Source organism: Serratia sp. CY47280 (genome assembly GCF_052168655.1).
Classification (GTDB): Bacteria; Pseudomonadota; Gammaproteobacteria; order Enterobacterales; family Enterobacteriaceae; genus Serratia; species Serratia bockelmannii.
The window spans coordinates 1,345,327-1,371,793 of record NZ_JBJNMG010000001.1 but is presented as its reverse complement, the minus strand read 5'-3'; the positions used below and the strand labels follow the sequence as shown (position 1 = coordinate 1,371,793).

At 57.4% G+C, this 26,467-nt stretch carries 23 protein-coding genes and 4 pseudogenes; 14 read left to right on the top strand and 13 right to left on the bottom strand.

Translation table 11 applies throughout. The features are described from left to right. Positions 1 to 77: 77 nt before the first annotated feature. The 11 genes and pseudogenes from ACJ8J4_RS06640 to umuC form a co-directional block, all read left to right on the top strand. Positions 78 to 263, top strand: a pseudogene (locus tag ACJ8J4_RS06640) (DNA polymerase V); the annotation flags it as partial. 14 nt (positions 264 to 277) lie between these two features. Next, on the top strand, positions 278 to 523 hold the full coding sequence (locus ACJ8J4_RS06635; RefSeq protein WP_049295892.1) for a hypothetical protein: 246 nt from the start codon (positions 278 to 280) through the stop codon (positions 521 to 523). A gap of 84 nt (positions 524 to 607) precedes the next feature. Continuing rightward, positions 608 to 1,063: pseudogene (locus ACJ8J4_RS06630) on the top strand (recombinase family protein); the annotation flags it as partial. A gap of 75 nt (positions 1,064 to 1,138) precedes the next feature. Next, positions 1,139 to 1,510, top strand: coding sequence for a hypothetical protein (locus ACJ8J4_RS06625; protein WP_126502249.1), 372 nt, complete (start codon positions 1,139 to 1,141; stop codon positions 1,508 to 1,510). A 313-nt stretch (positions 1,511 to 1,823) separates the two neighbouring features. After that, positions 1,824 to 2,003 (top strand): annotated as a pseudogene (locus tag ACJ8J4_RS06620) (SOS response-associated peptidase family protein); the annotation flags it as partial. 194 nt (positions 2,004 to 2,197) lie between these two features. Then, on the top strand, positions 2,198 to 2,626 hold the full coding sequence (gene umuD, locus ACJ8J4_RS06615) for a translesion error-prone DNA polymerase V autoproteolytic subunit (RefSeq protein WP_049209475.1): 429 nt from the start codon (positions 2,198 to 2,200) through the stop codon (positions 2,624 to 2,626). A gap of 96 nt (positions 2,627 to 2,722) precedes the next feature. Then, positions 2,723 to 5,260 (top strand): TonB-dependent receptor, encoded by a 2,538-nt coding sequence (locus ACJ8J4_RS06610; protein ID WP_025303330.1) that lies wholly within the window; start codon positions 2,723 to 2,725, stop codon positions 5,258 to 5,260. 168 nt (positions 5,261 to 5,428) lie between these two features. Next, a complete protein-coding gene (locus ACJ8J4_RS06605; protein WP_025303329.1) occupies positions 5,429 to 5,941 on the top strand; it encodes a sigma-70 family RNA polymerase sigma factor in 513 nt (170 codons plus the stop codon). Positions 5,942 to 5,958: 17 nt separating this feature from the next. Continuing rightward, entirely contained in the window at positions 5,959 to 6,876 is a 918-nt protein-coding gene (locus ACJ8J4_RS06600) for a FecR domain-containing protein (protein ID WP_049209469.1), read from the top strand. 295 nt (positions 6,877 to 7,171) lie between these two features. Then, positions 7,172 to 7,858 carry an energy transducer TonB gene (locus tag ACJ8J4_RS06595; protein WP_089180539.1) on the top strand — a complete coding sequence of 229 codons (687 nt, stop codon included), beginning with the start codon at positions 7,172 to 7,174 and terminating at the stop codon, positions 7,856 to 7,858. 205 nt (positions 7,859 to 8,063) lie between these two features. Continuing rightward, complete coding sequence (gene umuC, locus ACJ8J4_RS06590) at positions 8,064 to 9,380, top strand: translesion error-prone DNA polymerase V subunit UmuC (protein ID WP_049204968.1); 1,317 nt, start codon at positions 8,064 to 8,066, stop codon at positions 9,378 to 9,380. Between the two features lie 27 nt (positions 9,381 to 9,407). Here umuC and aceE read toward each other — a convergent pair whose 3' ends face one another. Next, entirely contained in the window at positions 9,408 to 12,083 is a 2,676-nt protein-coding gene (gene aceE / locus ACJ8J4_RS06585) for a pyruvate dehydrogenase (acetyl-transferring), homodimeric type (protein WP_197835024.1), read from the bottom strand. A gap of 154 nt (positions 12,084 to 12,237) precedes the next feature. Between aceE and ACJ8J4_RS06580 the strand changes: the two genes are divergently transcribed. Then, complete coding sequence (locus ACJ8J4_RS06580; RefSeq protein WP_025303324.1) at positions 12,238 to 12,675, top strand: MarR family winged helix-turn-helix transcriptional regulator; 438 nt, start codon at positions 12,238 to 12,240, stop codon at positions 12,673 to 12,675. Here the strand turns inward: ACJ8J4_RS06580 and ACJ8J4_RS06575 are convergent, their stop codons facing one another. Next, a complete protein-coding gene (locus ACJ8J4_RS06575) occupies positions 12,676 to 13,755 on the bottom strand; it encodes a transketolase-like TK C-terminal-containing protein (RefSeq protein WP_025303323.1) in 1,080 nt (359 codons plus the stop codon). It lies immediately after the preceding gene. A gap of 305 nt (positions 13,756 to 14,060) precedes the next feature. Here ACJ8J4_RS06575 and ACJ8J4_RS06570 point away from each other — a divergent pair, with 305 nt between their 5' ends. Then, positions 14,061 to 14,969 carry a hypothetical protein gene (locus ACJ8J4_RS06570; RefSeq protein ID WP_442516050.1) on the top strand — a complete coding sequence of 303 codons (909 nt, stop codon included), beginning with the start codon at positions 14,061 to 14,063 and terminating at the stop codon, positions 14,967 to 14,969. A gap of 128 nt (positions 14,970 to 15,097) precedes the next feature. On the opposite strand, the gene ACJ8J4_RS06565 is transcribed toward ACJ8J4_RS06570, so the two are convergent. Genes ACJ8J4_RS06565 through ACJ8J4_RS06530 form a run of 8 tightly spaced genes read right to left on the bottom strand, consistent with a single transcriptional unit; the run spans position 15,098 to position 22,210 of the window. After that, the gene (locus tag ACJ8J4_RS06565) at positions 15,098 to 16,015 is read right to left on the bottom strand and encodes a hypothetical protein (RefSeq protein ID WP_325975872.1); all 918 of its coding nucleotides are present in this window, start codon (positions 16,013 to 16,015) and stop codon (positions 15,098 to 15,100) included. Next, positions 16,015 to 18,003 (bottom strand): hypothetical protein, encoded by a 1,989-nt coding sequence (locus tag ACJ8J4_RS06560; RefSeq protein ID WP_442516049.1) that lies wholly within the window; start codon positions 18,001 to 18,003, stop codon positions 16,015 to 16,017. The genes ACJ8J4_RS06565 and ACJ8J4_RS06560 overlap by 1 nt, the downstream gene beginning before the upstream one ends. A gap of 10 nt (positions 18,004 to 18,013) precedes the next feature. Next, on the bottom strand, positions 18,014 to 18,898 hold the full coding sequence (locus ACJ8J4_RS06555) for a tail fiber assembly protein (protein ID WP_325975876.1): 885 nt from the start codon (positions 18,896 to 18,898) through the stop codon (positions 18,014 to 18,016). Continuing rightward, a complete protein-coding gene (locus tag ACJ8J4_RS06550; protein ID WP_264383611.1) occupies positions 18,898 to 19,653 on the bottom strand; it encodes a phage tail protein in 756 nt (251 codons plus the stop codon). The genes ACJ8J4_RS06555 and ACJ8J4_RS06550 overlap by 1 nt, the downstream gene beginning before the upstream one ends. Further along, the gene (locus ACJ8J4_RS06545; RefSeq protein WP_325975880.1) at positions 19,653 to 20,237 is read right to left on the bottom strand and encodes a YmfQ family protein; all 585 of its coding nucleotides are present in this window, start codon (positions 20,235 to 20,237) and stop codon (positions 19,653 to 19,655) included. Before ACJ8J4_RS06545 ends, ACJ8J4_RS06550 begins: the two co-directional genes overlap by 1 nt. Beyond that, positions 20,222 to 21,295, bottom strand: coding sequence for a baseplate J/gp47 family protein (locus ACJ8J4_RS06540; protein ID WP_442516048.1), 1,074 nt, complete (start codon positions 21,293 to 21,295; stop codon positions 20,222 to 20,224). The genes ACJ8J4_RS06545 and ACJ8J4_RS06540 overlap by 16 nt, the downstream gene beginning before the upstream one ends. Further along, positions 21,285 to 21,734 (bottom strand): phage GP46 family protein, encoded by a 450-nt coding sequence (locus ACJ8J4_RS06535; RefSeq protein WP_325975886.1) that lies wholly within the window; start codon positions 21,732 to 21,734, stop codon positions 21,285 to 21,287. The genes ACJ8J4_RS06540 and ACJ8J4_RS06535 overlap by 11 nt, the downstream gene beginning before the upstream one ends. Next, positions 21,731 to 22,210 (bottom strand): phage baseplate assembly protein V, encoded by a 480-nt coding sequence (locus ACJ8J4_RS06530; RefSeq protein WP_411841618.1) that lies wholly within the window; start codon positions 22,208 to 22,210, stop codon positions 21,731 to 21,733. Before ACJ8J4_RS06530 ends, ACJ8J4_RS06535 begins: the two co-directional genes overlap by 4 nt. On the opposite strand from ACJ8J4_RS06530, the pseudogene ACJ8J4_RS06525 reads away from it, so the two are divergent. Beyond that, positions 22,157 to 22,273, top strand: a pseudogene (locus tag ACJ8J4_RS06525) (hypothetical protein); the annotation flags it as partial. The gene ACJ8J4_RS06530 and the pseudogene ACJ8J4_RS06525 overlap by 54 nt on opposite strands. Here ACJ8J4_RS06525 and ACJ8J4_RS06520 read toward each other — a convergent pair. Genes ACJ8J4_RS06520 through ACJ8J4_RS06510 form a run of 3 tightly spaced genes read right to left on the bottom strand, consistent with a single transcriptional unit; the run spans position 22,261 to position 26,370 of the window. After that, entirely contained in the window at positions 22,261 to 23,349 is a 1,089-nt protein-coding gene (locus ACJ8J4_RS06520) for a phage baseplate assembly protein (protein ID WP_325975888.1), read from the bottom strand. The pseudogene ACJ8J4_RS06525 and the gene ACJ8J4_RS06520 overlap by 13 nt on opposite strands. Further along, positions 23,342 to 24,598: a DNA circularization protein gene (locus tag ACJ8J4_RS06515; RefSeq protein WP_325975890.1), complete on the bottom strand. Its 1,257-nt coding sequence runs from the start codon at positions 24,596 to 24,598 to the stop codon at positions 23,342 to 23,344. Before ACJ8J4_RS06515 ends, ACJ8J4_RS06520 begins: the two co-directional genes overlap by 8 nt. Further along, positions 24,598 to 26,370, bottom strand: a complete 1,773-nt coding sequence (locus tag ACJ8J4_RS06510; RefSeq protein ID WP_442516047.1) for a phage tail tape measure protein — start codon at positions 26,368 to 26,370, stop codon at positions 24,598 to 24,600. The genes ACJ8J4_RS06515 and ACJ8J4_RS06510 overlap by 1 nt, the downstream gene beginning before the upstream one ends. Positions 26,371 to 26,467 lie beyond the last annotated feature (97 nt).

The window sequence follows — 26,467 nt, the reverse complement described above, 5'->3', positions numbered from 1 at the left end:
GCAGGGGGATAGGGGGGTTGCACGCGTTCGCGTTTTGTTTATGCCTTACTGTATAAATATACAGATTGGTTGTGATTATGCTGAGTACTTTAAGGTTGTATGCTTTTTCACCAGGTGAGCCCCTGACGTTACCGCTGTTTGCCGATCGCGTGGCCTGCGGTTTTCCCTCCCCGGCGCAGGACTATGTCGAGAGCCGGCTGGATATCGGCAAACTGCTGGTGCGGCATCCTAATGCCACTTATTTCGTGCGCGCCAGCGGAGAGATGGAGCGAGCAGGATGGATCAGGCACTGAATTTTTCACTCAGCTATGCGCAGCTGACCCGGGAAGCAGAAGATGCGATTAAAAAATGCAATCTGAACCAGGGCGGGATGGGTTACACCCTAGAGTTGGGTAAGGCTTCTGTCATTCTGAGTTTCTGGTACGGTCTGGCGCTGCAGGGCTATCCGGGCACAATAATGGATGAACGTGTTGATGCCGACCGGCTGCGCCTGCATGTCCTTATCTATAAGAGAGAGGAGTGACATCGTGGCAACGGTTAACGTCCGCCGGCCGTCGCCGCTGCAGCGACGGATGCTGATTGTGCTGGCCGCCCCCAAACGGTAACTGATATTTTGCTGGTTGAGCAGATAGACCGCCTGACCCGTCTCAGCAACAGTGACTGGATGACGTTGAAAAAGCAGATTGAGCAGCATGAGTTACGGATTGTCAGCCTGGATGTCCCTACCTCATGGCAGGCGCTGTCAGAGAAAGATCCTGCACAGGCGGGCCCGATCACCCGTGCAGTAATAACCGCCATCAATAACATGCTAATCGACCTGATGGCCGCGATGTCACATAAGGACTGGTTGAGTCGCCGCCAACGGCAAAAGCAGGGAATTGAACGGGCGCATACGTTGGGTAGATACCGGGGAAAGCAGGCAGATCAGGAACGACATCAGAAAGTCCTGTACTACCGACAGATTAAGAAACTGAGCATCCGAGAAACAGCAGACGCGACAGGCTACAGTACTTCCCAAGTTTGTCGCATTCAGGCCTTCTATAAAGAAGTTGAGACTGATTAAAAAGCAGCCTTAATGTACAATAATTTTCGATATCCCAACTGACCCCATGAACAATCAATGAGTTAGAGGTGAAAGATGATTTCATACAAAAAAATCATACCTGCTCTTGTCATATTCGCTTTATCTAATGCTGTGGCATATGCGAATGATTTCGACAAATCAAATGAAGCGATGGCAATTTCAGCAATAGGTTTTTCTGGCTCAAATGCTCGTGTTGCACATGATGTTTGTGGGGCAACCAATGAGAAAATTGATAAATATAAAAAACAAATAAAAGACTCATTAACTAGAACATTAAAGTATGAACAGTCAGGATTCGATACGCATTGGGATAATGGTTGGAAAAATGCTGATTTTTTGGTTAAGTCATTAAGTAATGATGAAGCCTATAAAAAAGAATATTGCCGAGAGGTTTTAGATGGAATTAATAATCCTGAAATGAATTAAGGATTATTCCTTATTCGGGGTTCTACGCCGGAACCCCAGATTTTTCCGTCCGCTAAAATTATCCCCGGTTGAGCAGCTTTATACCGTCAGCTCGCAGTGGATCATCAGGGGAAATGTGGCGGTACAGCGTTTGTCGGGTTATCCCAAGCTCCTGGCATAACGTACTGACTTTCGTCTCTGGCCGTCCCATTGATGCCATTGCCAGTCGCAATTTTATTGGCGTCATTTTGTAAGGCCGTCCGCCGTTCCTCCTGTGGGCTCTTGCTGAGGCAAGGCCTGCCGCTGTTCTTTGCGGCGCTGTACGCAGCAGAGACCGACGGCCGCGCGCGACTGGCTCGACACCCGCTTAGTCCCGCCCTCTGGTCAAATGCAGGCTGACGTGTGCAGCCTGCAGGCAGAGGATTTCGTCTGGCAACCGGTATCGCCCGCCGTCGGCGCCGTTCGCAATGACAACCCCTCACTCATCCTGCCCATCGATACGCCAACGGTCTGAGTGCCGCATTATCCACAGTTTTGGTGGATAACGTGTGTGCAAGGGGCAGTAAAACACTTAGCAGGCGTAAAAAAAAATCGCTCAGAAAATTATTATATTACGCGGCAAAGCGCGATCCGCAGGGGGATAGGGGGTTGCACGCGTTCGCGTTTTGTTTATGCTTTACTGTATAAATATACAGTTTGGTTGTGATTATGCTGAGTAATTCAAGGTTGTATGCTTTTTCACCAGGTGAACCCCTAACGTTACCGCTGTTTGCCGATCGCGTGGCCTGCGGTTTTCCTTCCCCGGCGCAAGACTATGTCGAAGGTCGGCTGGACATCGGCAAGCTGCTGGTGCGGCACCCCAACGCCACCTATTTCGTGCGCGCCAGCGGCGAATCGATGATCGACGGCAATATCCGGGATGGCGATCTGCTGATTGTCGACAGCGCCCTGACGCCGGAGCACGGCAATATCGTGATCGCCGCGGTGGACGGCGAATTCACCGTCAAAAAACTGCAGCGTCACCCCGATGTGCGGCTGTTGCCGATGAACCCCGCCTACGCGCCGATCGTGTTCGACGACGAAGCGCAACTGGAGATCTTCGGCGTGGTGACCTTTATCGTCTACGCGGCCCGGTGACTTCGGCCCTTTTTTTCATTTTTTTTCTGCCCGATCTTTTCGTTGGCGTGACCTCTCTACTGAGTTTCCAGTTCATTACACTCAGGGGAATCCTTCATGGCCATAAAAAACAAGAACGGCGCAGGGCGTACGTTCACATCAGCCAAACGTACCGCCGGGAAGCGGGTCGCTATCGGGGTAGGGTGCGCATTATCGGGCATGCTCACCTCCGCGATGGCGGCGCCCGGTGCGTCGGTGCCACCGGCGGCGGTCGAGCAGTCCGCTATCCTGCCTTTCGCCATTCCCGCCGGTGACCTGGCGCCCGCCTTGCAGACGGCGGCCGCTAAGGCCGGCGTGATAGTGATTTTCACGCCCGAACAGACGCGTGGAAAAAACACCGCGGGCCTGCAGGGGCATTATCGCCTCACCGACGCGTTCGATACGCTGTTGGCGGGCAGCGGATTGCGCGCTCAGCAAACCGCACAGGGATATCGGTTGGTCGACGCCGGGCCGGTTCAGCCGTTGACGATACCGGAACTGTCGGTGGTCGGCGGTTTGTCCGACAGCGTCGCCGCCGGCCGTTCGGTGTTGGATAAAGAAGACATCGAACGCGTGCAGGCTGACAATATCGCCAGTTTGCTTGATCGCTTGCCTGGCGTAGGGATGGCGGGCTCGCCGCGCCCGGGCGGCCAAAGCCTGAATATCTGGGGCATGGGGGACATGGAAGATGTGAAGGTCGTGCTGGACGGGGCGCCGAAGGGATTTGAGAAATATCGGCAGGGCTCGGTATTCATCGAACCCGAACTGCTGAAAAAGGTTGAGGTCGATAAGGGGCCGCACAATCTGTTGAACGGCAATGGCGGCTTTGGCGGGACCATTACGCTGGAGACCAAAGATGCTGGGGACATGCTGCTGCCGGGCGAAGATTTTGGCGGCTTGCTGAAGTACAGCTACCACACCAACGATCGTCAGGGCATTTACAGCGGTGCCTTGTACGGCCGTACGCCGGAAGGATCCGCCGACGGTTTGCTCTACATGAGCAAGCGTGACGGCGGCAACCTGAAGCGGCCGGACGGCACGCGTTTTGCCTATTCTGCCAACGATCAGGCTTCCTACCTGTTAAAAACCAATATTTATCTGAGCGAGGCGCAAACGCTGACGCTGTCGGCGATGCGATCCGATTCCGATGGCTGGCAGCCTTTTGCCGCCAAGCGGGACGATATCGCCGCGCCCAGCCAGGCGGATATCGATAAATATGGCCGGGAAGAAGCGTGGCGCCGCATTCTGGTGTATCGCGACCAGACAGACACCAATTACTCGGTGAAATGGAATCTGGCGCCGGAAGCGCAGCCGTTGCTGAATCTGACGCTGTCTTACGCCTATTCGAAGACCGAGCAGCATGACAAGCGGCCGGATTCCGCTTCAAAGTTCAGCTATCTCGGTACGCTGGGCAATGAAAGTTGGGTGAACTATACCGATCGGCAGTTTGACGTCAGCAATGAAAGCCGTTTCGCCAGCGGTCCGCTGGAGCACAAGCTGTTGCTCGGTGCGCGTTGGCATAAACATCAGCGCGATACCCTGATGTATTACCCTTCGCAGGTGAAAAACGCCAGTTACAACTACGGCTATTTCCAGCCGTACTACATGCCGGCGGGCGAACAGGAAACCCGCAGCGTTTATCTGCAGGATGCGGTCAGCTTCGGCAGCCTGACCGTGACGCCGGGCGTGCGTTACGATCATGTGACCAATACCGGGCAACCGAACCGGGCGCCGCGCTATAACGACAGCGATCCGCTCGTGGGCCATGATTACAGCAGCGTGACCTATACCGGCTGGTCGCCGCATTTGGGCGTGATGTGGAAAGCGACGTCGAATCTGTCCCTGTTTGCCGACGTTAGCCGCACCTGGCGCGCCCCGGTGATCGACGAACAGTACGAAGTGCAATACGCCGCTTCCAGCGTGCCCGGTACCAGCCGCGGCCTGCAGGTGGAACGCATGACGGGCGTTCGTCTCGGCGCGGTGCTGGACTTCAACGATGTGTTGATGGCGCGGGACAGCCTGCAGATCCGCACTACGCTGTTCCGCAATCGCGGCAAGGACGAGATTTTCTATCGTCGCGGCGTAGTGTGTGACGCCGCACGGCACGGGGGCCAATGTGGGCAACCGTTGTCGAACTATCGCAACTTGCCGGGCTATACCATTGAGGGCGTGGAGCTCGAATCGTTTTATGACAGCGAAAGCCTGTTCGGCAGCCTGTCGTTCTCCTCGATCCGCGGCAAACGCGACGCTTCACCGCGCGATCCGTGGGGCAACGAAACCTGGATTGCCGAAATTCCACCCGTTACGGCACACGCGATGCTGGGCATGAAAGTGCCGCAGTGGGACATGGCCTTCGGCTGGACCGGCGATTTCGTACGTAAACAGGATCGTTCACCGGCCGACGGCGATCCGATGGCCGTTGTCTGGGCCCTGCCGAAAACCTCGGGTTATGCATTGCACGGCCTGTTCGCCTCGTGGCAGCCCAGCGGTTTGCACGGCTTCGAAGCCCGCGTGGCGGTGGACAACCTGTTCAACCGCGATTATTACCCTTACCTGGGCGAATCGGTGTCTGGCGTAGGGCGCAACATCAAGTTCAGCGTCAGTCAGCGTTTTTGACGATCCTGTCTGCAGGGGGCCATTTAGGCCCCTTTTCACGTTTCCTCCCCCGTATTTCCCTACTTTTTCGCCGTTTATAAATCATCAGCAATCGCTTGACACAGAAGTTACAATTTTAAAATAATAATAATTATCATTTTCAATCTCATTATCAATTGGTGTCACCGAATGGCAAGGAAAGAGGCCGCGGCAGCCAACGGGTTTGCTCAACAGCTTTACCTTGAGCATCACAGTTGGCTATGCCATTGGCTGCGACAGAAGGTTGGGTGTGCGCATCACGCCGAAGACCTGGCGCAGGATACTTTCATCAGTATTTTACTGAGCCCGCAGTTGCTCGCCATTCGGCAACCACGCCCCTTCCTGGCGACCGTAGCGCGCCGGCTGGTGGCGAATTATTACCGGCGTAAAACAATCGAAGAGAGCTATCTGCAGGCCTTGAGCGAGTTGCCGGCGATCGAGGCGCCCTCGCCGGAAGTTCGTCAACAAACCCTCGAAATGCTCGAACAGTTGGATCAGGCGTTGGACGGATTGCCGGCGCACGTCCGCGAGGCTTTCCTGTTGGCGCACCTGCAGGGCATGCGTTATTGCGACATCGCTGAACGTTTACGGGTGTCGACCAGCTCGGTGAAACAATATCTGCAGCGCGCTAATTTGCACTGTTTCTTTGCATTGGCGGCGTAACGGCAGGTGCGGAACCCATGATGGAATCGGATATCGATCGGCAGAGCGCGCGAGAGGCCGCCGCGTGGTTAACGCAGCTGATGTCGGAAGAGGCAAGCGACGCGGATAGGGAAAACTGGCGACGTTGGTATCAGGCGAAACCGGAAAATGAACGCGCCTGGCGGCATATCGCCGCGTTTTCATCCCGTTTTTCTCTGCTTAACGGGGCGGCGGCGCAGCGTAGTCTGTCGCAGTTGCCGAACCCGCAACGTCGCCGGTTATTGAGAAGCCTGGCGGCCATCGGCGTGGTGGGGACGGTTGGTGTCGGTTCGGGCGCGCTGCCATGGCGCCCCTGGCTGGCGGATTACCGTACGGCGGTGGGGGAACAGCAAACCGTCGCGTTGGCGGATGGCGCGCAGTTGATGCTGAACACGCAAACGGCGGTCAACGTCAGCCGTCAGCAGGCCACATTGCTGGAAGGCGAAATGATGGTGAATCTGCCGCCGGAAAGCGGTGCGTTGACGGTGAGATTGCCGCAGGGCGAGCTCATGGTGCAGGCTGCTCGCTTCAGCATTCGCCTGTGGGACACTTACAGTGATATCGCCGTTTATCTTGGCCGGGTCACGATCCTTTCACCAGCGCATCGGAACGCGGTGCTCAACGCCGGTCAGGGCGGCAGATTAAGCCGGCAAGGCATTGGCGAACCGTATCGCGTGACGCAAGAGCCCGGTTGGCGGCAAGGCATGCTGCTGGCCGACAACATGCGGCTGGACGACTTCCTGATGGAACTGGGGCGTTATCGTCAGGGCGTTATTCGCTGCCGGCCGGAGGTCGCCGGCCTGAGGCTCTCCGGTGCGTTCCCGCTGGCTGACCCCGAGCGCGTCATCGCGGCACTGCCCGGCGCGTTGCCGGTTAGGGTAAATATGCTGTCAAAATACTTCATCACCGTATCCTAAAGTTTTTTACTCTGCCATTAGGGCATTTCCTTTTCTATTGACCTGTTCTTTTTCGTTACCTGCCCGGTGCCGCGTGCCTAAACGACCTTTCTGACATACCCCGACTGCCGTTGACCGCTGCGTACGTTGGTCTGTTTTACGCTTAACCTGAGTACCGTTCCCTATGTTCAATCACAACGTATTATCTGGCGATTTCTCTTTACCCCCTACAGGCGGGCGATGGCGCTGGGCTACCGCCAATGTGTTGGCGTTGGGTCTGCATGGTGCGTTGTGGTTTGGGCTCGGTTATCACCTGATGCCACCGTTGCTGCCTGCGGCACAACCGATGGTGTTGATGATGGTTGCCGAGCCGGCTGAATCGACACCCAACACGGAGCCGATGCCAACCGGCGTGCGCCAGGTGCAGGCGGTGGCGCAACGGCAGGCCAATCGGGAACCGGAGGCGGCGATGCCTCCGCTGATTCATGCGCCGCGTGCAACGGAGCGGCAGAGCAAGGCCAAAGGGCAACGGAACGACCCCATCAAACCGAAGACGGAACCGCCGCGCCCAAGGCAAGAAGAACAGGAAAAAATGGCGTCTGCAAACTCAAGAGCATCAAGCACCAGCGCGCCGCCGTCTCTGGATGGAAAGCGTGTTGCCGCGCCGCAAACCAGCGTGGCGTCGCAGCCGAGTCAGGATGCCTCGGTCTGGAGCGGCCTGCTGTTGGCGCATTTGAGCCGTTTCAAACGCTATCCCGCCCTGGCGGTACGCCAGCAGCGCCAGGGTATTGTTCAGGTTGCCGTGACGTTGGATCGACAGGGAAACGTGCTGGGCGTGAAGCTATTGCGATCGAGCGGCGTTGCTTCGCTCGACCGGGAGGCGCTTCAGTTACCGCAGCGCGCTTCTCCACTGCCCACACCCGGCAACGAGATCGCAGCGGGGCAGGCGGAATTCAGCGTGACCATTCCGATTCGTTTCGATCTGCGTGAAGTTCGCCGTTAATGAAAAACTCGGCTCCAGGTAAACGGAGGGCTGAGTTAAAAGCCAAAGTGCATCAAACGGATAGCAGCGATGAGGTGGTTTCTACTTGATCGTCGCCAGAAAAATACAAATACTGTATGCATGAACAGTAACCTGGTGCCGTTATGAATAACAACCCACTGACGATAACGCCAGTCTGGCCTCTGGCGATGAAGGGGCAGTAGCCATGTTCGCCCTGGTAGACGTCAACAGTTTCTATGCTTCCTGCGAGACCATCTTTCGGCCCGATCTGCGGGGACGGCCGGTGATCGTGCTGTCCAACAACGACGGTTGCGTGATCGCCCGTAGCGCCGAGGCGAAGGCATTGGGCGTGCCGATGGGGGCGCCTTATTTCAAAATCAAAGAGGAGATGCGCCGCCGCAACGTTGCGGTGTTCTCCTCCAACTACGCGCTGTACGCCGACATGTCCCGCCGGGTGATGGACACGCTGGAAGAGATGGCGCCGGCGGTGGAGATTTATTCGCTGGACGAAGCCTTTCTGCGGCTGGACGGCGTGGCGCACTGCGAGGCGCTGGAGCCATTCGGCCAGCGGGTGCGCGATCGCATCCGGCGCGAGCTGCATTTGACGGTCGGGGTCGGCATTGCGCCGAGCAAAACGCTGGCCAAGCTGGCCAACTTCGCTGCCAAGAAATGGCGCGGCACCGGCGGCGTGGTGGATTTATCCGATCCGGCGCGCCAGCGCAAACTGCTGGCGTTGCTCCCGGTGGAAGAGGTGTGGGGCGTGGGGCGCCGCCTGACTCGCCAGTTGCAGGCGATGGGTATTCACACCGCGCTGCAGCTGGCGGACTGCGATACCCGGCTGGCGCGTAAAACCTTCAGCGTGGTGCTGGAGCGCACGATACGCGAGCTGCGCGGCGAATCGTGCCTGCAGTGGGAAGATGAGGCGGCCGCCAAAGAGCAGATCATCTGTTCCCGCTCGTTCGGCCAGCGGCTGACGCACTACCCACACATGCGCGAGGCGATCTGCAGCTACGCCGAACGCGCCGCCGAAAAGCTGCGGCAGGAAAAGCGCTATTGCCGCAACGTGTCGGTATTTATCAAAACCAGCCCGCATTCGGCGGGCGAAGGGTATTACAGCAATATGGGCACCGCCCGGCTGCAAACCCCGAGCAATGACAGCCGCGACATCATCGCCATGGCGGTACGTGCGCTGGAAAGCATCTGGCAGGAGGGGCGACGTTACCTGAAGGGCGGCGTGGTGCTGGGAGATTTCAGCGCCGCCGCCATGGCACAGATCGATCTGTTCGACGACTGCCCGCCGCGCCGCAACAGCGAGCGGCTGATGGCGACCCTCGATCGCCTGAATCAGGAAGGGCGCGGGCGCGTGTGGTTCGCCGGGCAGGGGATCGTCAAGCCGTGGCAAATGAAGCGCGACATGCTGTCGCCGGCCTACACCACCCGGCTGGCGGACATTCCGGTGGTGCGGCTGGGGGAGCGGGCGCCGTGCTCCGCCGAATCGAAGGAAGAAAAACGCCGCGGGTGACAACCGGCGGCGTGGGTAGGCTGAGTGTTACTTCACCGCCGCCGGATCCGGCTTATCGGGGGCGATGCCATACAGCGCCATGGCGCGGTTGACCTCGCTGCGGGCGATACGGCCTTCGTCAGCCAGCAGTTTCAACGCGGCGAGCGCGATGAAATGGCGGTTGACCTCGAAGAACTCACGCAGCGCCTCGCGGGTGTCCGAGCGACCAAAGCCGTCGGTGCCCAAGGCGATAAAGGTGCGGTCGGGCAAGAACGGTTTGATCTGATCGCCGACGATCTTCATATAGTCCGTCACCACCACCACCGGGCCGGGATGCGCCGCCAGCAGGCTCTGAATATAAGGAACTTTCGGCGGATCTTCCGGATGCAGCAGGTTCCAGCGTTCGGCCGCCATGCCGTTGCGGCGCAGCTCGCTCAGGCTGGTGGCGCTCCAGATATCGCTGGCGACGCCAAAGTCCGCCGCCAACAGCTCCGCCGCCGCCAGCGCCTCGCGCATGATGGCACCGCTGGCGACCAGCTGAGCGCGCGGGCTCTCTTGGTTTGTCGTTTCGCTCTGTTTGAGCAAATAGGCGCCCTGGATAATCCCGTCCTCCACGCCCGCCGGCATCGGCGGCTGCGGGTAGCCCTCGTTGAGCAAGGTGATGTAGTAGTAAATATCCTCTTGTTCAACGAACATCCTGCGCATGCCGCTCTGGACGATCACCGCGAGTTCATAGGCATAGGTCGGATCGTAGGAGACGCAGCTGGGGATCACCGAAGACAGCACGTGGCTGTGGCCGTCGTCATGCTGCAAGCCTTCGCCCATCAGGGTGGTTCTGCCGGAGGTGGCGCCGAGCAGGAAACCCTTGGTGCGTGCGTCGGCCGCCGCCCAGGCGAGATCGCCCACCCGTTGCAGCCCGAACATGGAGTAGAAGATATAGAACGGGATCGTCGCGACATCGTGGTTGCTGTAGGCGGTGCCGGCGGCGATCCAGGTCGATATCGCACCGGATTCGTTGATGCCTTCCTGCAAAATCTGGCCGTCTTTGGCCTCTTTATAGTAGCTGAGCTGCCCGGCGTCTTGCGGGGTATACAGCTGGCCGAGCCAGGAATGGATGCCAATCTGGCGGAACAGGCCTTCCATGCCGAACGTGCGCGACTCGTCCGGCACGATGGGCACGATCAGTTTGCCGATGTTGACGTCTTTGAGCAGCGTGCCGAGGATATTAACGAAAGCCATGGTGGTCGACATGTTGCGTTCGCCGCTGCCCTTCAGGAGGCCGTCGAAGCGCGATAGTTCCGGTATCGTCAGCGGAGCGGATTGGCCGAAGCGGGCAGGGATGTAGCCGCCCAGCGCGGTGCGCGTCGCGGTGATGTACTTCGCCGCCGCGCTGTCGGGTTCGGGCTTCAGGTAAGGGATCTCTGCCAGTTGGGCGTCGGAGATGGTCAGCCCTAAACGGTCGCGGAAGGCTTTCACCGCATCCTGGCTCATTTTTTTCAGCTGGTGGTTGATGTTCTGCCCTTCACCGGCTTCCCCCATGCCAAACCCTTTGACGGTTTTGGCCAGCACCACCGTCGGCCTGCCCGGGGTATGCACCGCCTGATGGTAGGCGGCGTACACCTTTTGCGGATCGTGGCCGCCGCGGTGCAGCGCCCAGATCTCATCGTCGCTCAGGTCGGCGACCAGCTCGAGCAATTCCGGATACTTGCCGAAGAAGTGCTCCCGCACATAGGCGCCGCTTTGCGACTTGAAGGTTTGGTAATCGCCGTCGACGCACTCCATCATGCGCTGCATCAGCAGCCCGGAGCGGTCTTTTTGCAGCAGTTTGTCCCAGCCGCTGCCCCAGATCACCTTGATCACCTGCCAGCCGGCGGCTTTGAAGGTGCCTTCCAGCTCCTGAATAATCTTGCCGTTGCCGCGCACGGGGCCATCCAGCCGTTGCAGGTTGCAGTTCACGACGAAGATCAGGTTATCGAGTTTTTCTCGCCCGCCCAGCGCAATCGCCGCCAGCGATTCCGGCTGATCCATCTCGCCGTCGCCGAGAAACGCCCACACCTTTCTCCCCTGGTGCGGTTTCAACTCGCGGTATTCCAGATAGCGCATGTAGCGCGCCTGGTAGGCGGCGGTCAGCGGCCCTAGCCCCATCGAAACGGTGGGATATTGCCAGAAATCCGGCATCAGCCGCGGGTGCGGGTAGGAGGAGAGGCCGCGGCGCGCGGATTCGCGGCGAAAGTTGTCGAGCAGCTCCTCGTCGATGCGGCCTTCGAGATAGGCGCGGCCATAAATGCCGGGGGCGGAATGGCCCTGGATATACACCATGTCGCCGGCGAAATCATCGGTGCGCCCACGGAAGAAGTGCGTGAACCCCACATCGTAAAGCACCGCGGCCGATTGGTAGGTGGCGATATGCCCGCCGACGTTGGAATGTTTGCCGGCACGCAGCACCATCGCCATCGCGTTCCAGCGAATAAACGCATTGATGCGCGCTTCAGCGGCCAGATCGCCGGGATACGTCGGTTGCTTATAGGCCGGGATCGTATTCACGTAGGGCGTGGTGACCATGCTGAAGAAATCACCGTGTTTTCGCTGATCGGCTTCGGCCATTCTTTCCAACAAAAAATGCGCGCGTTCACGGCCGTCGATGTCAGTGACACCTTCAAATGCCTCAAGCCATTCAGCCGTCTCTTGTGGGTCGAGATCTGCTTTTACCGCAGGTTGGTTCATAAAAGCTCCAAATGTACTTACCTGATAAGGCGCTGAGCGATACAGGGATTCAGTGAATTGCAAGTGCAAGAGTTGCAAATGCAACAATAGCGAAACCCACTCTATCCCTTTACAATTGCAATTGCAACTCACCGGTTTTGACGAGAAAAATGACATGACAGATAAACAACCCGACCTGTGGTTCTCCTTTGTGCGCGCGCATCGGGCGATGATCAGAAAGATAGAGGCGAAGTTGTCGGAAGCGGGGCTGCCGGTTTACGCCTGGTATGACGTGTTATGGGGATTGGAAAGCGGGGAAAACGGCACACGCCGCATGCATGAGCTGGCGGACGTGTTGGTGATTGAGCGTTACAACCTGACCCGCCTGATGGATCGCCTGGAAAAAGAGCGGCTGGTCACGCGTTTTCGATCGGATGACGATCGCCGGGCCTCCTTCGCGACTATCACCGAGGAAGGCAAGGCCCTGCGGAAAAAGATGTGGGAGATCTACCGTTCGGTGGTCAACACCCACTTTCTCAACCAGTTCAGCGAAGAAGAGGTCGCACGCTTCTCCGACGCGTTGAACAATGCGATGCAGCTGGCCAGAGAGTGATCAGGCATCGGGCGTGATGTGCAGAACGCGCAGCGCATCGGCGATCAGCGCCGAAGGGATTTTCTGCTCGTCGGCCAGCAGTTTAAGGGCGCAGAGCGCAATCCATTCCGCCTGCGGGTAGTGGATTTCGCCACGCACCCGTGAATCTGAGCCCACCGCGGCAAAGCGCGCGGGAATGAATCGCCTGAGCTGATTGGCAATCAGGTGCGAGTAGTCGGTAACGGCGACGACGGGGGCATTCCCGGTACCCAGGCACGTTTTCAGATGGCATTCGCCGCCGCTGTCCTGGCGCTGCATGTCGGCGAGTTCGGCGTCCTGCGCCAACCGCGTGTAGCTGGGGCAACTCCAGATTTCAGACGCAATCCCCCAGTTTTTCAACACCTTGGCCGCCTGCTGAACGCGGGCGAGCGCTCGGCCAGCGCCGCACAGACGAACCTGCAACGGCGAGTCTGCCGCGGCGGCGACACGATACATTCCCTTGAACGCCTGTTCTGCGACAAACGGTTCCCCTGAAGAGAGGGGGCCATTGTCTGCGTTGGTCGCGAGATACACCATCTTCCTCGTTCCCTCCAGATAGAGCGCGTGGAGGGCGTGATGGAGTATCGCGCCGGTTTCTCGGGCATTGGCCGGATCGAAAGGCAACCAGCCCGGCATGGCCGTGAGCTGAAGCGGGAACCAGGCCTGAACGCCTTTGGGCAAATCGGCACTGCCAGTATCCGCATCGCTGATGAAAATCCCTTTACGATTGGTTTCCGGCTCAAGCCCGCGAAGCATGTCCACCGAGGGCGTGTTGACGAAGTAAAACAGCGGCTTCTCATAACGCTCTGATTGATGGCCAAACCAGAGCGGCCAGGCGGTGGCGTAGTGGGAACTCGGTGGCTCGGCGCGCCTTCTGCCGTCGATAAGCCAGATGTCGCCGCTGGCGTTAAGCTCGTCCAGCGTTTGCGCCGTCCAGGCGCTGGAAGAAGGGCGCGAGGCGCCGGCTTTTTGGCTGACGGAGGTCATCTTGCGGATACAGGCTTCGGCCAGGGTTTGGGTTCTGGCCGAAGCGGCGGGCAGTGTTATACGTTGAGGCGACATGCGGAGTACCCTTTTTTAGTTGCAATTACGATGATTGTAATTGCAATTCATGGCGTATGCCAATGACTTCTGAACAGGCCGCCGCCGTCCAGGCATGACCTGCGCCGGTATATTCAGGTTCTGCGGAAGGGAGCCTATTTGTTTCACCGACCAGACAGCCGTCATCCGTTGTCCTTATTTCTGCGGTTTTTTATAAATGGCGGGCAGCTAAAAACGGTTTGCCGATATTACTCAGGCACGCGTTAGTGAACGCTAAACGAGGATATCGGCATCTTAAAAATAAAACGAAATAAGGATGAAAGCATATGCCTGGATTTAATTATGGTGGTAAAGGGGATGGAACTAATTGGAGTTCTGAACGCGGTACGGGCCCAGAGCCGGGGGGCGGCGATAAAGGCCATTCCGGCGATCGCGATCGCGGCGGCGCCGGCGTTGGCAGCAGCCCGGAACAGCAACAGATAGCGGCGATCCAAAACGATCCGGCGCTGCGCATGAAGCTGGCGGCGGTGATTAAGGCGGCGCGCAGAATTAACCCGGATGCGAAATTGCATATTGAAAGCGTCAGCCCATCCGGCACGCTGAGCCTTTCCGCCACCGGTTTGACGGCCGATCAGGCGAAGCACATTGGCCTGGGGGGACTGGTGATGGGAGTCAACGCCAAGGGGGTGACAGTGGCGATCGGGGATATCGAAACCGGCCATGCGCGAAAGCCCTCAACCCCTGGCAAAGGCGGCAACAATGGCCTGAATGCCGGGCAGATCGGCGCCTCTTCGTTAGGCAGTTTCGTGACAGACTCGCATCGCGATCGGCCCGTCAGCGGCTGGCATGGCAACGGCAAAACCGGCGAATTCTCGACGACCCGCACGACCGGGAGTTACTACGGTTTTCATCATTTGAAGGTGGAAAAGCAAGACGGAGTGGCGACCTACAGCCTCTACTATAAGGCCAATAAGAACCGGCCCGCGTTTATCGCCGTGGTGAGAGGGGATAACCTGAATGCCATGGAGGTGAAATATGCCAACGGCAAGCCGGTAAAATCGCCCGGCTCGGTAAAAACGATCGTTAAGGACTTCGTCGAATATCAAAATGCGGAATTAAAAGCCATCAAGGATGGCGTCAGCCTGGCCGCAGGTATCAATAAAGATATCGCGGAAAAGATCGGCGCGAAATACGCCAAACTCTATTGCGCGCGAAATCTTTTGATACCGCTTTGAATTACATTTGATACTAGCGAAATGGCATAAAATGAAAACTTTTGATACCAATAAGGAATGCCATTCGAGCGATAAGATGCGTGAGAGCCAAATTGAGTGAACCCCGCGGACGCGGGGTTCACAGCTATTTACGCTGGATCAGCCGTCCAGGTATCGCCATAGTATCGGCCGCCGGACGATTTCAGCTCTTTGTTATAGAGCTGTTTGTCAATCTCGGACACGGCGTCAAAGGTGCGGCCTGATACCGTCAAGTCTTCGATGTACAAGCGGTACAGTACCCAGCTTTGCAGGCGCTTCGCCTGGTCAACCGCAGAATATTTCGATTCGGCGTTCGCCGGCCCCATCGACACCAGCGCCCGGAACTGTGCATCTGTATAGTCCGACGCCTTCATGGTTGGATCTGCGGCAGAGGACGCTGCGTTAGGTGTCCCGGCAACAGCCATCAGCCGCGAGCCAATCGCATTGAGGTTATCAGCGAAGAAACCCGAGCGGTTGCTGTCTTTCGGCTCGACGCGGGAACTGATTGACCCTAGCGAGAATACACCACCACGCGGGTACGCTGCGCCGCCGTAGTTGTAGGCGCGGTGGATTTGCCCCTGTACCTCGGCGGTAGAGGTCACCGTTCCTGGTGTTGTCACATACGACCACATCGAAACGTAGAACTCATGCGACTGGTTCGCCACCATGTACTCAATAATTGAGGTGGGTGCGACCATATTCAGCCCGCTCTGGGCGGTCTGGGTAGCGCCGACCCGTGCATGAAGACCGCCCTTAGTGGTGCGCTCAAAGCCCCCGCTCATCCCGGCAGCCGTCACCAGTGTCGGCCCAATGTTGCCGCTAATCAGCTTACTGGCAAACTCAGCCGCAATGTTCGGCAGCGCGACATTATCCGCTGGCACGCCGGTCGGCCAGGTTTCCAGCGGGTGAGTCGGGTCAATGAGCAGCAGCGAGCCTTTTGACAAAATGGCATCGTTACTCAGCACGGGCAGACTGCTGTCAGTAAACGTCATCGGCAGCACAATTTTTAAACCTTTGGACATCGCCATTATTTCCACCCCAGTTGTTGGATCAGTTGATAAAGCTGGTTGGCAATCAGCTGATAGCCCACCGCGTTAAAGTGTGTGTTATCAATACGCAGCGAGGACGGGATAATGTCCTTGCTGATATCCGTCAAATCCTGCGCTGTTGGCGTAATACCGGCATCGCTCAGGCCGTGGTCAATCAGATAGCGCATGGCGTCGAAATAGCGCCCCGGGTAGGCGGCGGCCAGCTCGCTGTTAACGCGCAGGATGGCGTCATAGTTGGCGCTGCCGCGTGGCTCGTCGGCGGTGTTGGTGATGCCAATCACGATTTGCTGTTTGTTCAGCGTGGTGATCCACTGGGTGAATTGCTGTTGGTCGCGCATCACTTCCGCGAACATGGACTCGTAGTTATTGCGGCCCATCCAGGTGATGACCATGCCGTCATTGGCCGTTGGGTAGCCGTTATGCAGGTATTCGCTGCCTGGGGGGCACGGAACGGCACTGCCCGCCGTTTTACGGGTAAACGTCCAGACGTTGCTTTCACTGCGGGACAGCGTGCCGGTGACGCCCGCCAGGGTACCTTCGGGATAATTGTCCAACATACCAGAGCGATAGCCCGTTGCCGGGTCAACCAGCGTGACCACCACAGCACCGCTGGCCGGGATAGTGTTGCCGGTGACCGTCAGTTTAACCACTGTAGCCCCCATGCGCAGGGCGATATCACCACTGGCACGGCCAGACCAACCGCGCTTTTCCACCGGGATATTGAGCAATGCACCCAGCTTGAACGGGTACGCATCCGTATCAACGCCATTGATATAGCCATTGGTCAGCGAGTCACCGATGCAGCTCAGTCGCATAGACGGGAAGCGCTTGAACACCTTGCCGTCAGGCAGCGCAGCATAAAAATCATCACTACCCACGTTGAACACGACGTGTTCGCCTTCAATCTCGGCAGACGTGACACCGCTGTCTTTAATGAGATAGCGCTTTTGCGTATTCAGGTCACGGGCATAGAGCGCTCCCGAAACGAGTTGAATATCGAAATGACCTTTCGATTCTTCACCACCTTGCGATAAGGCATCAGCAAGCGTGCGACCATCTGAAAGCACGGTCTTGTCTTCGTTGATTGCCAATTTTTGAATATCAACCGTACCGTCATTTTTAATTCTGAGCGGATATTTATCCTTCTCATCAACGATGGCAAAGGCCGTATCAATCACTTCAATTTCTTCAGGTAGATAATCCTGAAGCGTTTTGTTATTTTCAAATGTCATGCTCGATGGCTCCTTTAATTGCAGTTTGACAATGTGAGTTGTACCGTCAAAATCAATCTTCAGAGCATAAGCGTTCGATGAATCGGCAATAGCAAAGGCTGCATCGCCTGAATCAAATATCGTGTTGACCACATCGGCCAATACACCGCCGTTTTTCAGCCTTACCTTGCCCGCACTGACCAACAGGTTGAAAATTTCCACAACGGCATTTTCATCGATGGTCAGCGCTGCTTTGCCTTCACTATCGGTAATAGCGAAGGCTTGCTGCCCAGCGAGCAACGGTTGGAGGACTTGCTCTGAAGTACGGAGATCATAAATCTCATTGCGCAACTTCTGTAGCGCAGCCTCTCCTGCCAGCGCTGACACAACATCTGCAATTCCATCATTGTTTCTGTAGTAAATAAATGCGTTTTCGCTCTCCACCCCCTGAGGAACGGAGAAATACTCACCATCAGCGGTTTTAGCTAATCCCTCATTAATAGAGGCAACAATGCGCGATTGTGCTGCCATTAGCTCAGCAAGGACTAGCGCAATTTGGTTGAATTTAAACTTATCTGGTGAGACACCACCGAGCTTCAAAATATTAATCAGCTCGAGCGTAACAATATTAAACCAATCGGCTCCAGGGTATGAGGGAGCATCCTTATCTTCAACAAACCACAGCGGTTCATCACTGACTTTATCCTGTGGCGTCGGCATGGTTTTCGAACCACTTTTGTTATCTAAATAGAACATTGTGATTTACCTATGGTTTGATTGGCCAGGTAATGTCTGGAGCGTGTTCCGGGTCAATACGCATCAACGCTACACGGTATCGCTCCCAGGACTCTAACTGACTTTTCTCATCTTCAGTGGCCAGGCCGAATTTGACAGCATCTTGCAGCGGCGCGATGACCGAGTCAGCTTCTGTGCGTAATGCGTAACGCCGTTGCATTGCATCCTTCACTTGCTGGTCTTTTTGTGCCTGAGCGTTGGTAACCCACTGTTTACCATTCCATTCGTCATACGGGGTCGTCGGGCGGTCAAAGGTGTACTGTTCCGCCAACGGGCCGAGGTCGGCCACGATAATTGCGCCGCCGCTCTCTTTGACGTAGGCAGTTTGCCCCCGGAAGTCCTCCAGGTAGTTCCATGCCAGGCCGTTCCAGTAGGCGGCATATCCGCTCTTAGGCTCGGGTGGCGCTTCCAGGGTGCAATCCGGCGCTAGCTCGAACCAGGCATCCGGCACGGTATATTCTGTACCGTAGCGGTCGTAATATTTTTTGCCGGTATTGTCGGGAATAACCTGCCAATGGTCGTCCTGGTAAATCACTACATGACCGGCTTCCTTTTTCGGTGGTTCAATATAAATGGCGTCCGCCGGAATAATGTCATTCACGGAAAGTACAACCGTCCCTACGCCATACTTATTCCAATAACGCAGGCCGCGATTATCATCGACATAATCCCAACTCGCGCCGTTCCAGACCCCCGTTTTACCGTCGTTGGGTTTACATGGCACGATGGTGGTGTTGGCAGGCAAACCGGTCCCGGCGGGAACCGTCATTAGGCCGCTGCCAATAAATACCCCTGTGCTGTCAAAGTGATAAACCCACAAAGCCTGGTCAGTGTCGGAGAAAGAGAAATTACTCATTACGCGAGCCTCACGATGTAATTAAATGCGATGTTCTTGACGGTGGTTTCTGGGTTGCCGTCGCCGTTAACCCGCCCGGTATGGCCGTGCCAGCCCAACACAATGGTGTGAAGGTGTTGCCCGGCCCAGCTCGTTTTATTTCTGGTACGCGACTCTGAGGCATCTGTACCTAACACATAGTTTCCGTCCCAGACGGCTCCTGGTGCATTCAACCCCGCATCATGCTCGTGGCCTGGGTCGTTTGAGGTCTCTTTAGTTCCTAAATCGGTACTGTCGATTTCCAGACCATGGGCATGGTATTTGTTGCCGTCAGCTTCATAGCTCAGCAGCGCCCGATTTGAAGCCGGTAACCCCTTGATGGTCTGACTGCGCATATCGGGGATGACCTGGTCAGGATAGGCTTGTGCCAGCTTCGGATAGGCTGCTCCGTCGAACGCCTGGCCAACCATCAACGCGAACCCCGCAGGCGCCGACGAACCCGGCCACGGGTATGGTATACCGACCGGCATCATGTAGTCGGTGGACATAAGACGAATGGCCTGGGCAAACTGATCCAGCTTGGTTTTGTCCGGTGCAATGCCCGCCAGCGTCAGCACGTTGAGCATTTCGGCCTGGATGATGTTGAACCAATCGCAGCCGGGATAAGTTGGCTCTATGCCGTCACCGCCTTCGGTAAACCACCTTGGCTGAGTAAATAACTGCGGGTGAACCGTGGGCATTTCAGCCACGCTGCTGGCATTATCGATATGGAACATTAATTCACCTCAAATATATATTCGTAACCAAAGCCCGCAAGGCGATATTTCGTTAATACGCACTCCAGCATTTGGGTGTGGTATTCAATGAGCGGCGTCAGTACATCTTCCACCACGGTAAACCGAGTGACCGGCGTATCATGTACCGTAATGCGTAATAAAAACCGGTAGCGCTTAGGGTAAATACGCGCCATGCAATTACGCAGGCAGTGATGCGGCAATATTTCACTCACTGTGATATCGAATCCCAGCGCCCGAGCAACGCTCTCTATTTGCCATGGAGCTAGCCCGCCTTTGCGGTGATATTTCTCAACCACCGCAGCCCGGCGCGATAAAAAATCACTATTGGGAATATTGCACTCCGGTAATCCCAAATAGTTTTCCCACTCAGGCAGGAGCTGAACGGTAGTTTCCGGGCGCATTTCCGCCAGCAATAAGTCAGCGTTAATTTCAAGCCGGTTTAAACGGTGGCTAACGCCCCTTATCAGCGCAGTTAAATTGGCGGTTTCTTCACGCGGCCAGGCACGACCGCGCGGCATCATCTGCTGCAAGGCATCCTGCCACTCGGTTACGCTGTGGGCCATACCACCTCCGTCAGGGTGATCAGTTCGCCACTGGCGCTGGTGATATCGCTGTTGATGTCGAGCTGGTAATCAGTCACGCCGGTGGCGGTACCGATAGCGGTGCGCAGGCTGGACAGCAACAGCGTTGACCCGGGCGACAGGGTCTTTTGCAGTGCGATGAGGTTCGCCAGCGTGGCTTTGCGCGTCTCGTCGGTGTCCGGCACAAGTTTGATGGCGGGCCTGACTGGCTTGAGCGTCAGCGTGATGATCCACACCTCGATGCCGCCGGGCTTGCCGACAAAGTTGCCGGTGGCCGGGTCGGTGTGGCGGAACAGGTAGGCATTCATCGCCATGCGGTCTGCTGCCGTAGGCGTAATGTCCGGGCGGCTGTCGTACACCCAGGCAAGACCTACCGTCCCGCCGCCGTGCCAGGCATCCCACGCCCAGGCACGGGACACCCCAGCCACTTCGCGCGCCCAGATGACAAAGTCATGGACAGCACCGCCCACCGGCGGGTTGCGCTTGCGGAACAGCAGCCGGTCAAGCAACTCGCTAATGGGTTCAATATCGGTGCCGCCGGTGAGGCCGTTGGCGTCCACCACGCCGGTGCTCTCGACGCCAGGAATGGGGGAAACCAGCGTTAGCTGGGCGTCGGCATCCAGGTTGCCGGAGGCGCCGACGTCGTCAGCCTGGATAGTGACGGTCTGCACGCCATTCACTGGCGCACTCGCGGTGATGACGTGGTAAACGTTGCCATTTCGCGCCTGCATCTCGGTGTTGAGCGGGATGGGCTGAGACCCTTTGAAGACGGCCTTGCCGGTGGCATAGGTCGCTGCCTTGCGGATGACGCCTTCGGCGTTGGCGGTGTCGATGATGGTCTGATCGTCGGACCGGGGTGACGGTACCACTTGATCGGCAATCCAGGTCTGGTGGTCGTACACGTCCCGAACGGCACCACTGAACGCGATGTTCAGGGCACGCTCAACGCCGACTGGCGGTAACTGCTCATCGAGTTCAATCTCAATATCCTGCTCGCCGGTCTTGATGATTTGGCGCAGGCTCTGCACGTTAAAGGGCATGGTCTAAGGCCTCCCAGCGTTTTTTAATGTCAACGGTCAGGGTTGATTTATCTGGGCGGGTCAGGACGACAGTGAAGTCAATGCGCTCGGAAGAGACGATGGCGGCGGTGACCTGGGCGGTGCGGACATAGCCGTTTTGGATCAGGGGCTGCATCGCCAGACTGGCGTAGTTTTCCACGCGCAGGCGCACGCTCTCTGTGAGCTTCTCGCGGCCGAGCAGCCACAGTTTGGAACCCCATGAGAAATCACTGAAAGAATCGCCCGGCCAGCCCCGACGGTCATCGGTGCCGTCGGGGATGACGTCGCTGTCTGCGGCCGGGGCGTCGGTGAAGAGACAAATCAGCACTAAAGTAACAAGGCCTTCGTCAGACGAAAGGCCATTGTGGGTTACTTCGATGTCACCGCCTGCGGGGAGGTGCCAATTTATTCTGATGGTCATAACGGTTTCGTTGTATCAGCACCGTCGCCATCCTTGTGGATATGGTCAAGGAAGCTTTTTCCCTGAACCTGAATATCTTCACTGAAGTTGGCGGGTCCGGTGAAATTAATGAGTTTACTCACAATGTCACAGGATTCTTCAGCAACCAGATTAACCGCTTTCCCCCTAATTTCGATGATACCGTCTTTCTTCAGGGTGATGGTGTGGCCATCACGGTGATACACGCAAACGTCGCCGGGGTCCAGCCCTTTCGGGCGCGCGGTCTTGTCCTCGACGGCAATGGCGACCATGCCCGAACGCCGCCCCCCAACGGCCACCACAATCGCTTCCGAACCCGGAGGCGGCACCGATGACATGCCGTAGTTCTGGAAGCGTTCGACGCTGTCGTTGGTCTCGTTCGCCAGGGTTTGGACCTGGAGATTTTGCCGCCCCAGGCTGTCGGTCACGATACGCACTACGGCGCGGTCCACCATCAGGCGCACGCGGCGGCCCACGGCGGTGATAGAGCGTGCAACGTTTGCCGGGTTCAGTCCCATGTTGTCTCCGTCTTGGCGGTTTTCTTCTTGCCTTTCTTGCCCTTGGCCTTCTCGGCGGGCAAGTCCATTGACTCCGGTGGCACCAGGCTGAGCACGGTGATACGGCCATTGCTGCCGTGAGAGAACGACACGGTCTTGACCAACCAATCCGCCTTCAACTGCTGAATGGGGTCATCGACGGACACCAGAATGTTGGTTTGCCATAGCGGGCCTGTGTCGCCGTTTTCCCGCCACCCGGTCACCGTAATTTCAGTGGTGTTGGCCTCGCCCAGGGCGCTGGCCTTGTACCACTCCCCGCGTGCGCTCGCGCCGCCCACCGTCAGGTTATCTTCATTGACCAGGATTTTGGGGCGATAGCGGTTGATCTCCGGGTCGCTGACCACCGTTTGCCGTCCACCGACGACCTTCACCGGCTGGTCATCCCAGGTAGCGCCACCGGCGGCCACCGAGCCTTTGACGATGTACTGGCTGGCGCGCTCGCGCCAACTGAAGCGGCCCCGCGCTGCCAGGATATTTCGCCCGAGCACCAGCGAGACGGTGGCACGCCGGGTGGAGGCGCGGGTAATGACCAGTCGCCCCAGGGCGTCGGAGGTCATCAGCACCCCACGCTGTTTCGCCAGGCGATCGAGCAGCTCGAAGGCCGTTTCGCCCTGTTCCAGGGTGACGCCGCCAAATGCGTCGCCGGTGTCAGTCTCGGTGATGACCTGGATACCGTAGGGCTTGCATATGACCGTGGCGATTTGCTCCAGCTTCTGGCCGCTCCACTGGCCGGATTTATCCACCACAGAACTGTCCACCAGGTCACCGGTCTTGTCGCGCCCCATGACCCGTAGGGAAACGTTCCTGTCGTCGTAACTCGGGATAAAGTCGTCGATGTAGCCGGTCAGGACGCGCTCCTGGCCGATATTGACGCTGCACGCCATCCCCGGCTTGATAGAGCGCGGTGCCGCCTGCGACCACTGTGCCGTCACCTCCAGGTCGAACTCTCCGGCAATGCTGTCCAGGCTGCGGTTGATGCTCATCTCCGTCCAGCCGCCCCAGATTTTGTTGTCCACGTTGAGGGTTAACTCATCAGACATTGTCGATCACCTCGATGATTTGCCCGGGTTGAATGAAGGATGGATGGCGCAGTCGGTTACGCTGCACCAGGCTGTCCCGCTGCTCGGCATCGCCGCGCTCGCGCCAGGCCAGCAACATCACCGGCGTGGTGCGTGCCGGCGACACGCGGCGCAGCTCCGGCAACTGGACGCTGCGCAGGCGGACGTCGTTGACCACGGCAAAGCGCAATTCACGCAGCGCACGCCACAGATCACGTTGCCCGGACTCCACCGCCACCGTGGCCTGTGTGCCCAGCAGCGCCGCCAGGTCGTCACCGGCACGGCGGGCTTCCTGGCTGGTCTCAAAGGTAGCGGTGGCGATGGTCTCCGCCTTGGCAATCAACGCAGCGGTGACCACCATCAGGGTAAAGTCGTCGATGTTGGCGGCCATCGGGGCAGAAATATCGACCAGGGCGGTGGGCGTCACGCTGCTGGCAAAGCCGGTATCCGCATTGACGGCCACGTTATCCGACAGGGACTTGGTCGCGGCCCGCGCGGCGCGGTCTCCGGCCCACTTGTCCCGGAGCTGGTCATAGACGCGCAGCGCCCAAGGAGCTTCGGTGACCAGGTCTTTGATGTCGCTGACAAGGTTCGTGACATCGCGGATCAACTCGCCGGGGGTCGCAACGATGATACCGGCCATGTCTTTGAAACGGTTGAGGCGGTCCATCCAGTCGTTGAGCGCATCCGGCAACGTGGGCAAATTCGCTACCAGCCCCTGCATATCATCCAGCAGCGTATCGACCATGCTGCCCAGGCCGTCTAGAGCCTCGAAGTAGTCACCGTTCGCCAGGGCGGCTTTAGCCTGATCGGCGGCGCTGAGCGTGGTGGCCGTGGTGTCTTCCTGGGCAGAAGGGAACAACTGCTGACCGGCTTCGAAGACCTCAAAGCTGATATAGGCAATGCCGCCTTCCTCAGTGCTCAAACGGTGGGTGACCTTGCCGACTTGCACCCGTTGCACGCCATACCAGGGATGCACCAGCTCGCCCGGGCCGGGGGTATTGAGAGCGGCCAGCAACTGCTTGAGCTGCGTCAGGTAGTCGCTGCCTAGGAGAATGCCGGTGACCTGCTGCTGAGTCAGCTCCGCGCCGTTGTCTTCCGTCCAGCCGACTTCCTTGCGTGGGTAGGCCCGGGGAATGGCGCGACGGCCGCCGTTGCCCTCAATGTCCTTGACGTAGAACGCCACGCCCCGGAACGCGGCATCATGCAAGTCTTCCCATTTAGCGTTCATCAGTCTTGCTCCACATTACGCACGCCGCTGGCGGCACTCAGGGTGACGCCGGGCGCATTCACATTGACCTTAGTGACCTGTACTCGGTCATCTTTCACCGTCACCTCAATGCTGCCCTGAAGCTGCTGGGGTACCATCGGGTAGGTCGGGTTCTGGTTCTGTGGCTGGAGGGAGGCCCAGGGGGACGGGTCATGAAATTCTGGCGCTGACGTAAACCAGTTTTTGACGTCATCCCACATGGTCGAACGTTCGGCGTTCTCTTTGGCGCGCTTGAGAATGGCGGCACGCTTTTCATCGGTATCCGGGAAGTCGATGAGGGAGGCAATTTCAGTGGCGGTGTTGATCGCCACCCCAAAGAGGCCTCCTTTATCATGCCTATTTTTACCTGGTGACTCAGGAAGCCCCAAACCGCTATCACCGCTCCCCATACCGCCCTGCATATTGGTGACGTACACTGGCATCACACCTGAACCAAACACGTCGGCGATACCGGTTGGGATACCTTTTTTTCCGGGGCGCAGAAAGTCATAGGCACCTTTACCAATCTGGAAGGCTTTACGGGTGGCGACCAGGCCTGCGCCAGCGATCGCGACGTTCTTTCCTATCTCCAGCCAGTTCTGGACCGTTTCCTGGTCAAGAGAGTTCAACGCATCAGCTAGTTCCTGAACGGGGTGGGCAAGATTACTATTGGCAAATTTTTTCCAGGTTGTATTGAGTGCCGACATCGCGGAAGTAAAGTCCTTAGACGCATACTCGGCATCTTTCATAATCCCTTGCCCATCGGCCACCACGCCGTTGTAGCGCTTGAGATTCTCCGCTCCCTTGCCTGACGTCACGCTACTTAACAGCAGAATACTGTCCTGATTAAAACCAGCGCCAAGCAATCGAGCATTCTGTTTCTCTGCACCTTTACTACCTGACTTTTGGGCTATTTCCCCCATCAGCGTGGGTAAGTGACGCATTTTCCCTTCTTTGTCGTAAACACTGATGCCATTCTGTCGTAACGTCTTAACAACCTTCGGAATCTGTAAGTCACGGATCAGGTTTTCAACCGCTGTGGAAGCCGTTGTTGTGTCGCCTGTGGCATCAACAGCACTCTCCAACGCCACACCAACACCCTTGATACCTTTAACCCCGGTTGCGCCTGCGGCGGCGTACATAGAGAACGCTTTAACACCGCGCTCGGCAATGTCTTTCAGCTCAAACGCGCCTTCCTTACCGAGCTGATTAAGCGTATCCATTGCCTGTAAGGTTTCTTTTTCGCTGCCCAGATTAAATTTGGTGAACTGTGAAAACAGAGCGCCGATGCTTTCGCCATCAGCGCCGGATGCAGCAATCGACGGTGCGATGATGTTGCGGTTTTTGTAACCGAAATCAATGTCGCCGGTAACGGTACCGACCTTCTCGATAGCGCTCACCACCTCAGAGTCATCGACCCGAAACGTGATCGCCGAATCCTGCATACCGCTGTAAATCTCGGCCATTTCTTTGCGTGTCTTTTCCGCAGCCAGCCCCATGCGAGTAATGCGGCGGTCGGTGGTGGCGAAGTCCCTCAGCATGGCGCTACCCGCAAAACCCGCGATTATCCCCGTGTAACGGTTACCGAGCGCATCCAGTCCACGACCCGCTGCGGCACTGGTGGCCTTCACCACGGACATGGCCCGCTCGTTACGGCGGGCAAACTCGGACATGTTGGCCCCGTACTGGCGTGCCTTGGCGGTCAAGTTGCCCGCCAGATTGATGATGATTTCAGTATCAAGGCGCTTTGCCATGCTGCTTCCTCAACTGAGCTGTAATGCGGAACAGCTGCCGCAAGGGCAACTGTTCCAGGTAAGACACGCTGAACCGTGCAGAGAGGTTGACGAGAAG

What these genes read in the sequence shown, in the direction of transcription:
- ACJ8J4_RS06605 (WP_025303329.1), top strand. Translation starts at nt 5,429, where the DNA reads ATGGCAAGGAAAGAGGCCGCGGCAGCCAACGGGTTTGCTCAACAGCTT.
- aceE (WP_197835024.1), bottom strand. Translation starts at nt 12,083, where the DNA reads ATGAACCAACCTGCGGTAAAAGCAGATCTCGACCCACAAGAGACGGCT.
- ACJ8J4_RS06555 (WP_325975876.1), bottom strand. Translation starts at nt 18,898, where the DNA reads ATGAGTAATTTCTCTTTCTCCGACACTGACCAGGCTTTGTGGGTTTAT.
- ACJ8J4_RS06520 (WP_325975888.1), bottom strand. Translation starts at nt 23,349, where the DNA reads ATGTCTGATGAGTTAACCCTCAACGTGGACAACAAAATCTGGGGCGGC.
- ACJ8J4_RS06535 (WP_325975886.1), bottom strand. Translation starts at nt 21,734, where the DNA reads ATGACCATCAGAATAAATTGGCACCTCCCCGCAGGCGGTGACATCGAA.
- ACJ8J4_RS06635 (WP_049295892.1), top strand. Translation starts at nt 278, where the DNA reads ATGGATCAGGCACTGAATTTTTCACTCAGCTATGCGCAGCTGACCCGG.
- ACJ8J4_RS06600 (WP_049209469.1), top strand. Translation starts at nt 5,959, where the DNA reads ATGATGGAATCGGATATCGATCGGCAGAGCGCGCGAGAGGCCGCCGCG.
- ACJ8J4_RS06595 (WP_089180539.1), top strand. Translation starts at nt 7,172, where the DNA reads ATGCCACCGTTGCTGCCTGCGGCACAACCGATGGTGTTGATGATGGTT.
- ACJ8J4_RS06545 (WP_325975880.1), bottom strand. Translation starts at nt 20,237, where the DNA reads ATGGCCCACAGCGTAACCGAGTGGCAGGATGCCTTGCAGCAGATGATG.
- ACJ8J4_RS06565 (WP_325975872.1), bottom strand. Translation starts at nt 16,015, where the DNA reads ATGGCGATGTCCAAAGGTTTAAAAATTGTGCTGCCGATGACGTTTACT.
- ACJ8J4_RS06570 (WP_442516050.1), top strand. Translation starts at nt 14,061, where the DNA reads ATGCCTGGATTTAATTATGGTGGTAAAGGGGATGGAACTAATTGGAGT.
- ACJ8J4_RS06625 (WP_126502249.1), top strand. Translation starts at nt 1,139, where the DNA reads ATGATTTCATACAAAAAAATCATACCTGCTCTTGTCATATTCGCTTTA.
- ACJ8J4_RS06575 (WP_025303323.1), bottom strand. Translation starts at nt 13,755, where the DNA reads ATGTCGCCTCAACGTATAACACTGCCCGCCGCTTCGGCCAGAACCCAA.
- umuC (WP_049204968.1), top strand. Translation starts at nt 8,064, where the DNA reads ATGTTCGCCCTGGTAGACGTCAACAGTTTCTATGCTTCCTGCGAGACC.
- umuD (WP_049209475.1), top strand. Translation starts at nt 2,198, where the DNA reads ATGCTGAGTAATTCAAGGTTGTATGCTTTTTCACCAGGTGAACCCCTA.
- ACJ8J4_RS06540 (WP_442516048.1), bottom strand. Translation starts at nt 21,295, where the DNA reads ATGCCCTTTAACGTGCAGAGCCTGCGCCAAATCATCAAGACCGGCGAG.
- ACJ8J4_RS06580 (WP_025303324.1), top strand. Translation starts at nt 12,238, where the DNA reads ATGACAGATAAACAACCCGACCTGTGGTTCTCCTTTGTGCGCGCGCAT.
- ACJ8J4_RS06515 (WP_325975890.1), bottom strand. Translation starts at nt 24,598, where the DNA reads ATGAACGCTAAATGGGAAGACTTGCATGATGCCGCGTTCCGGGGCGTG.
- ACJ8J4_RS06510 (WP_442516047.1), bottom strand. Translation starts at nt 26,370, where the DNA reads ATGGCAAAGCGCCTTGATACTGAAATCATCATCAATCTGGCGGGCAAC.
- ACJ8J4_RS06550 (WP_264383611.1), bottom strand. Translation starts at nt 19,653, where the DNA reads ATGTTCCATATCGATAATGCCAGCAGCGTGGCTGAAATGCCCACGGTT.
- ACJ8J4_RS06610 (WP_025303330.1), top strand. Translation starts at nt 2,723, where the DNA reads ATGGCCATAAAAAACAAGAACGGCGCAGGGCGTACGTTCACATCAGCC.
- ACJ8J4_RS06560 (WP_442516049.1), bottom strand. Translation starts at nt 18,003, where the DNA reads ATGTTCTATTTAGATAACAAAAGTGGTTCGAAAACCATGCCGACGCCA.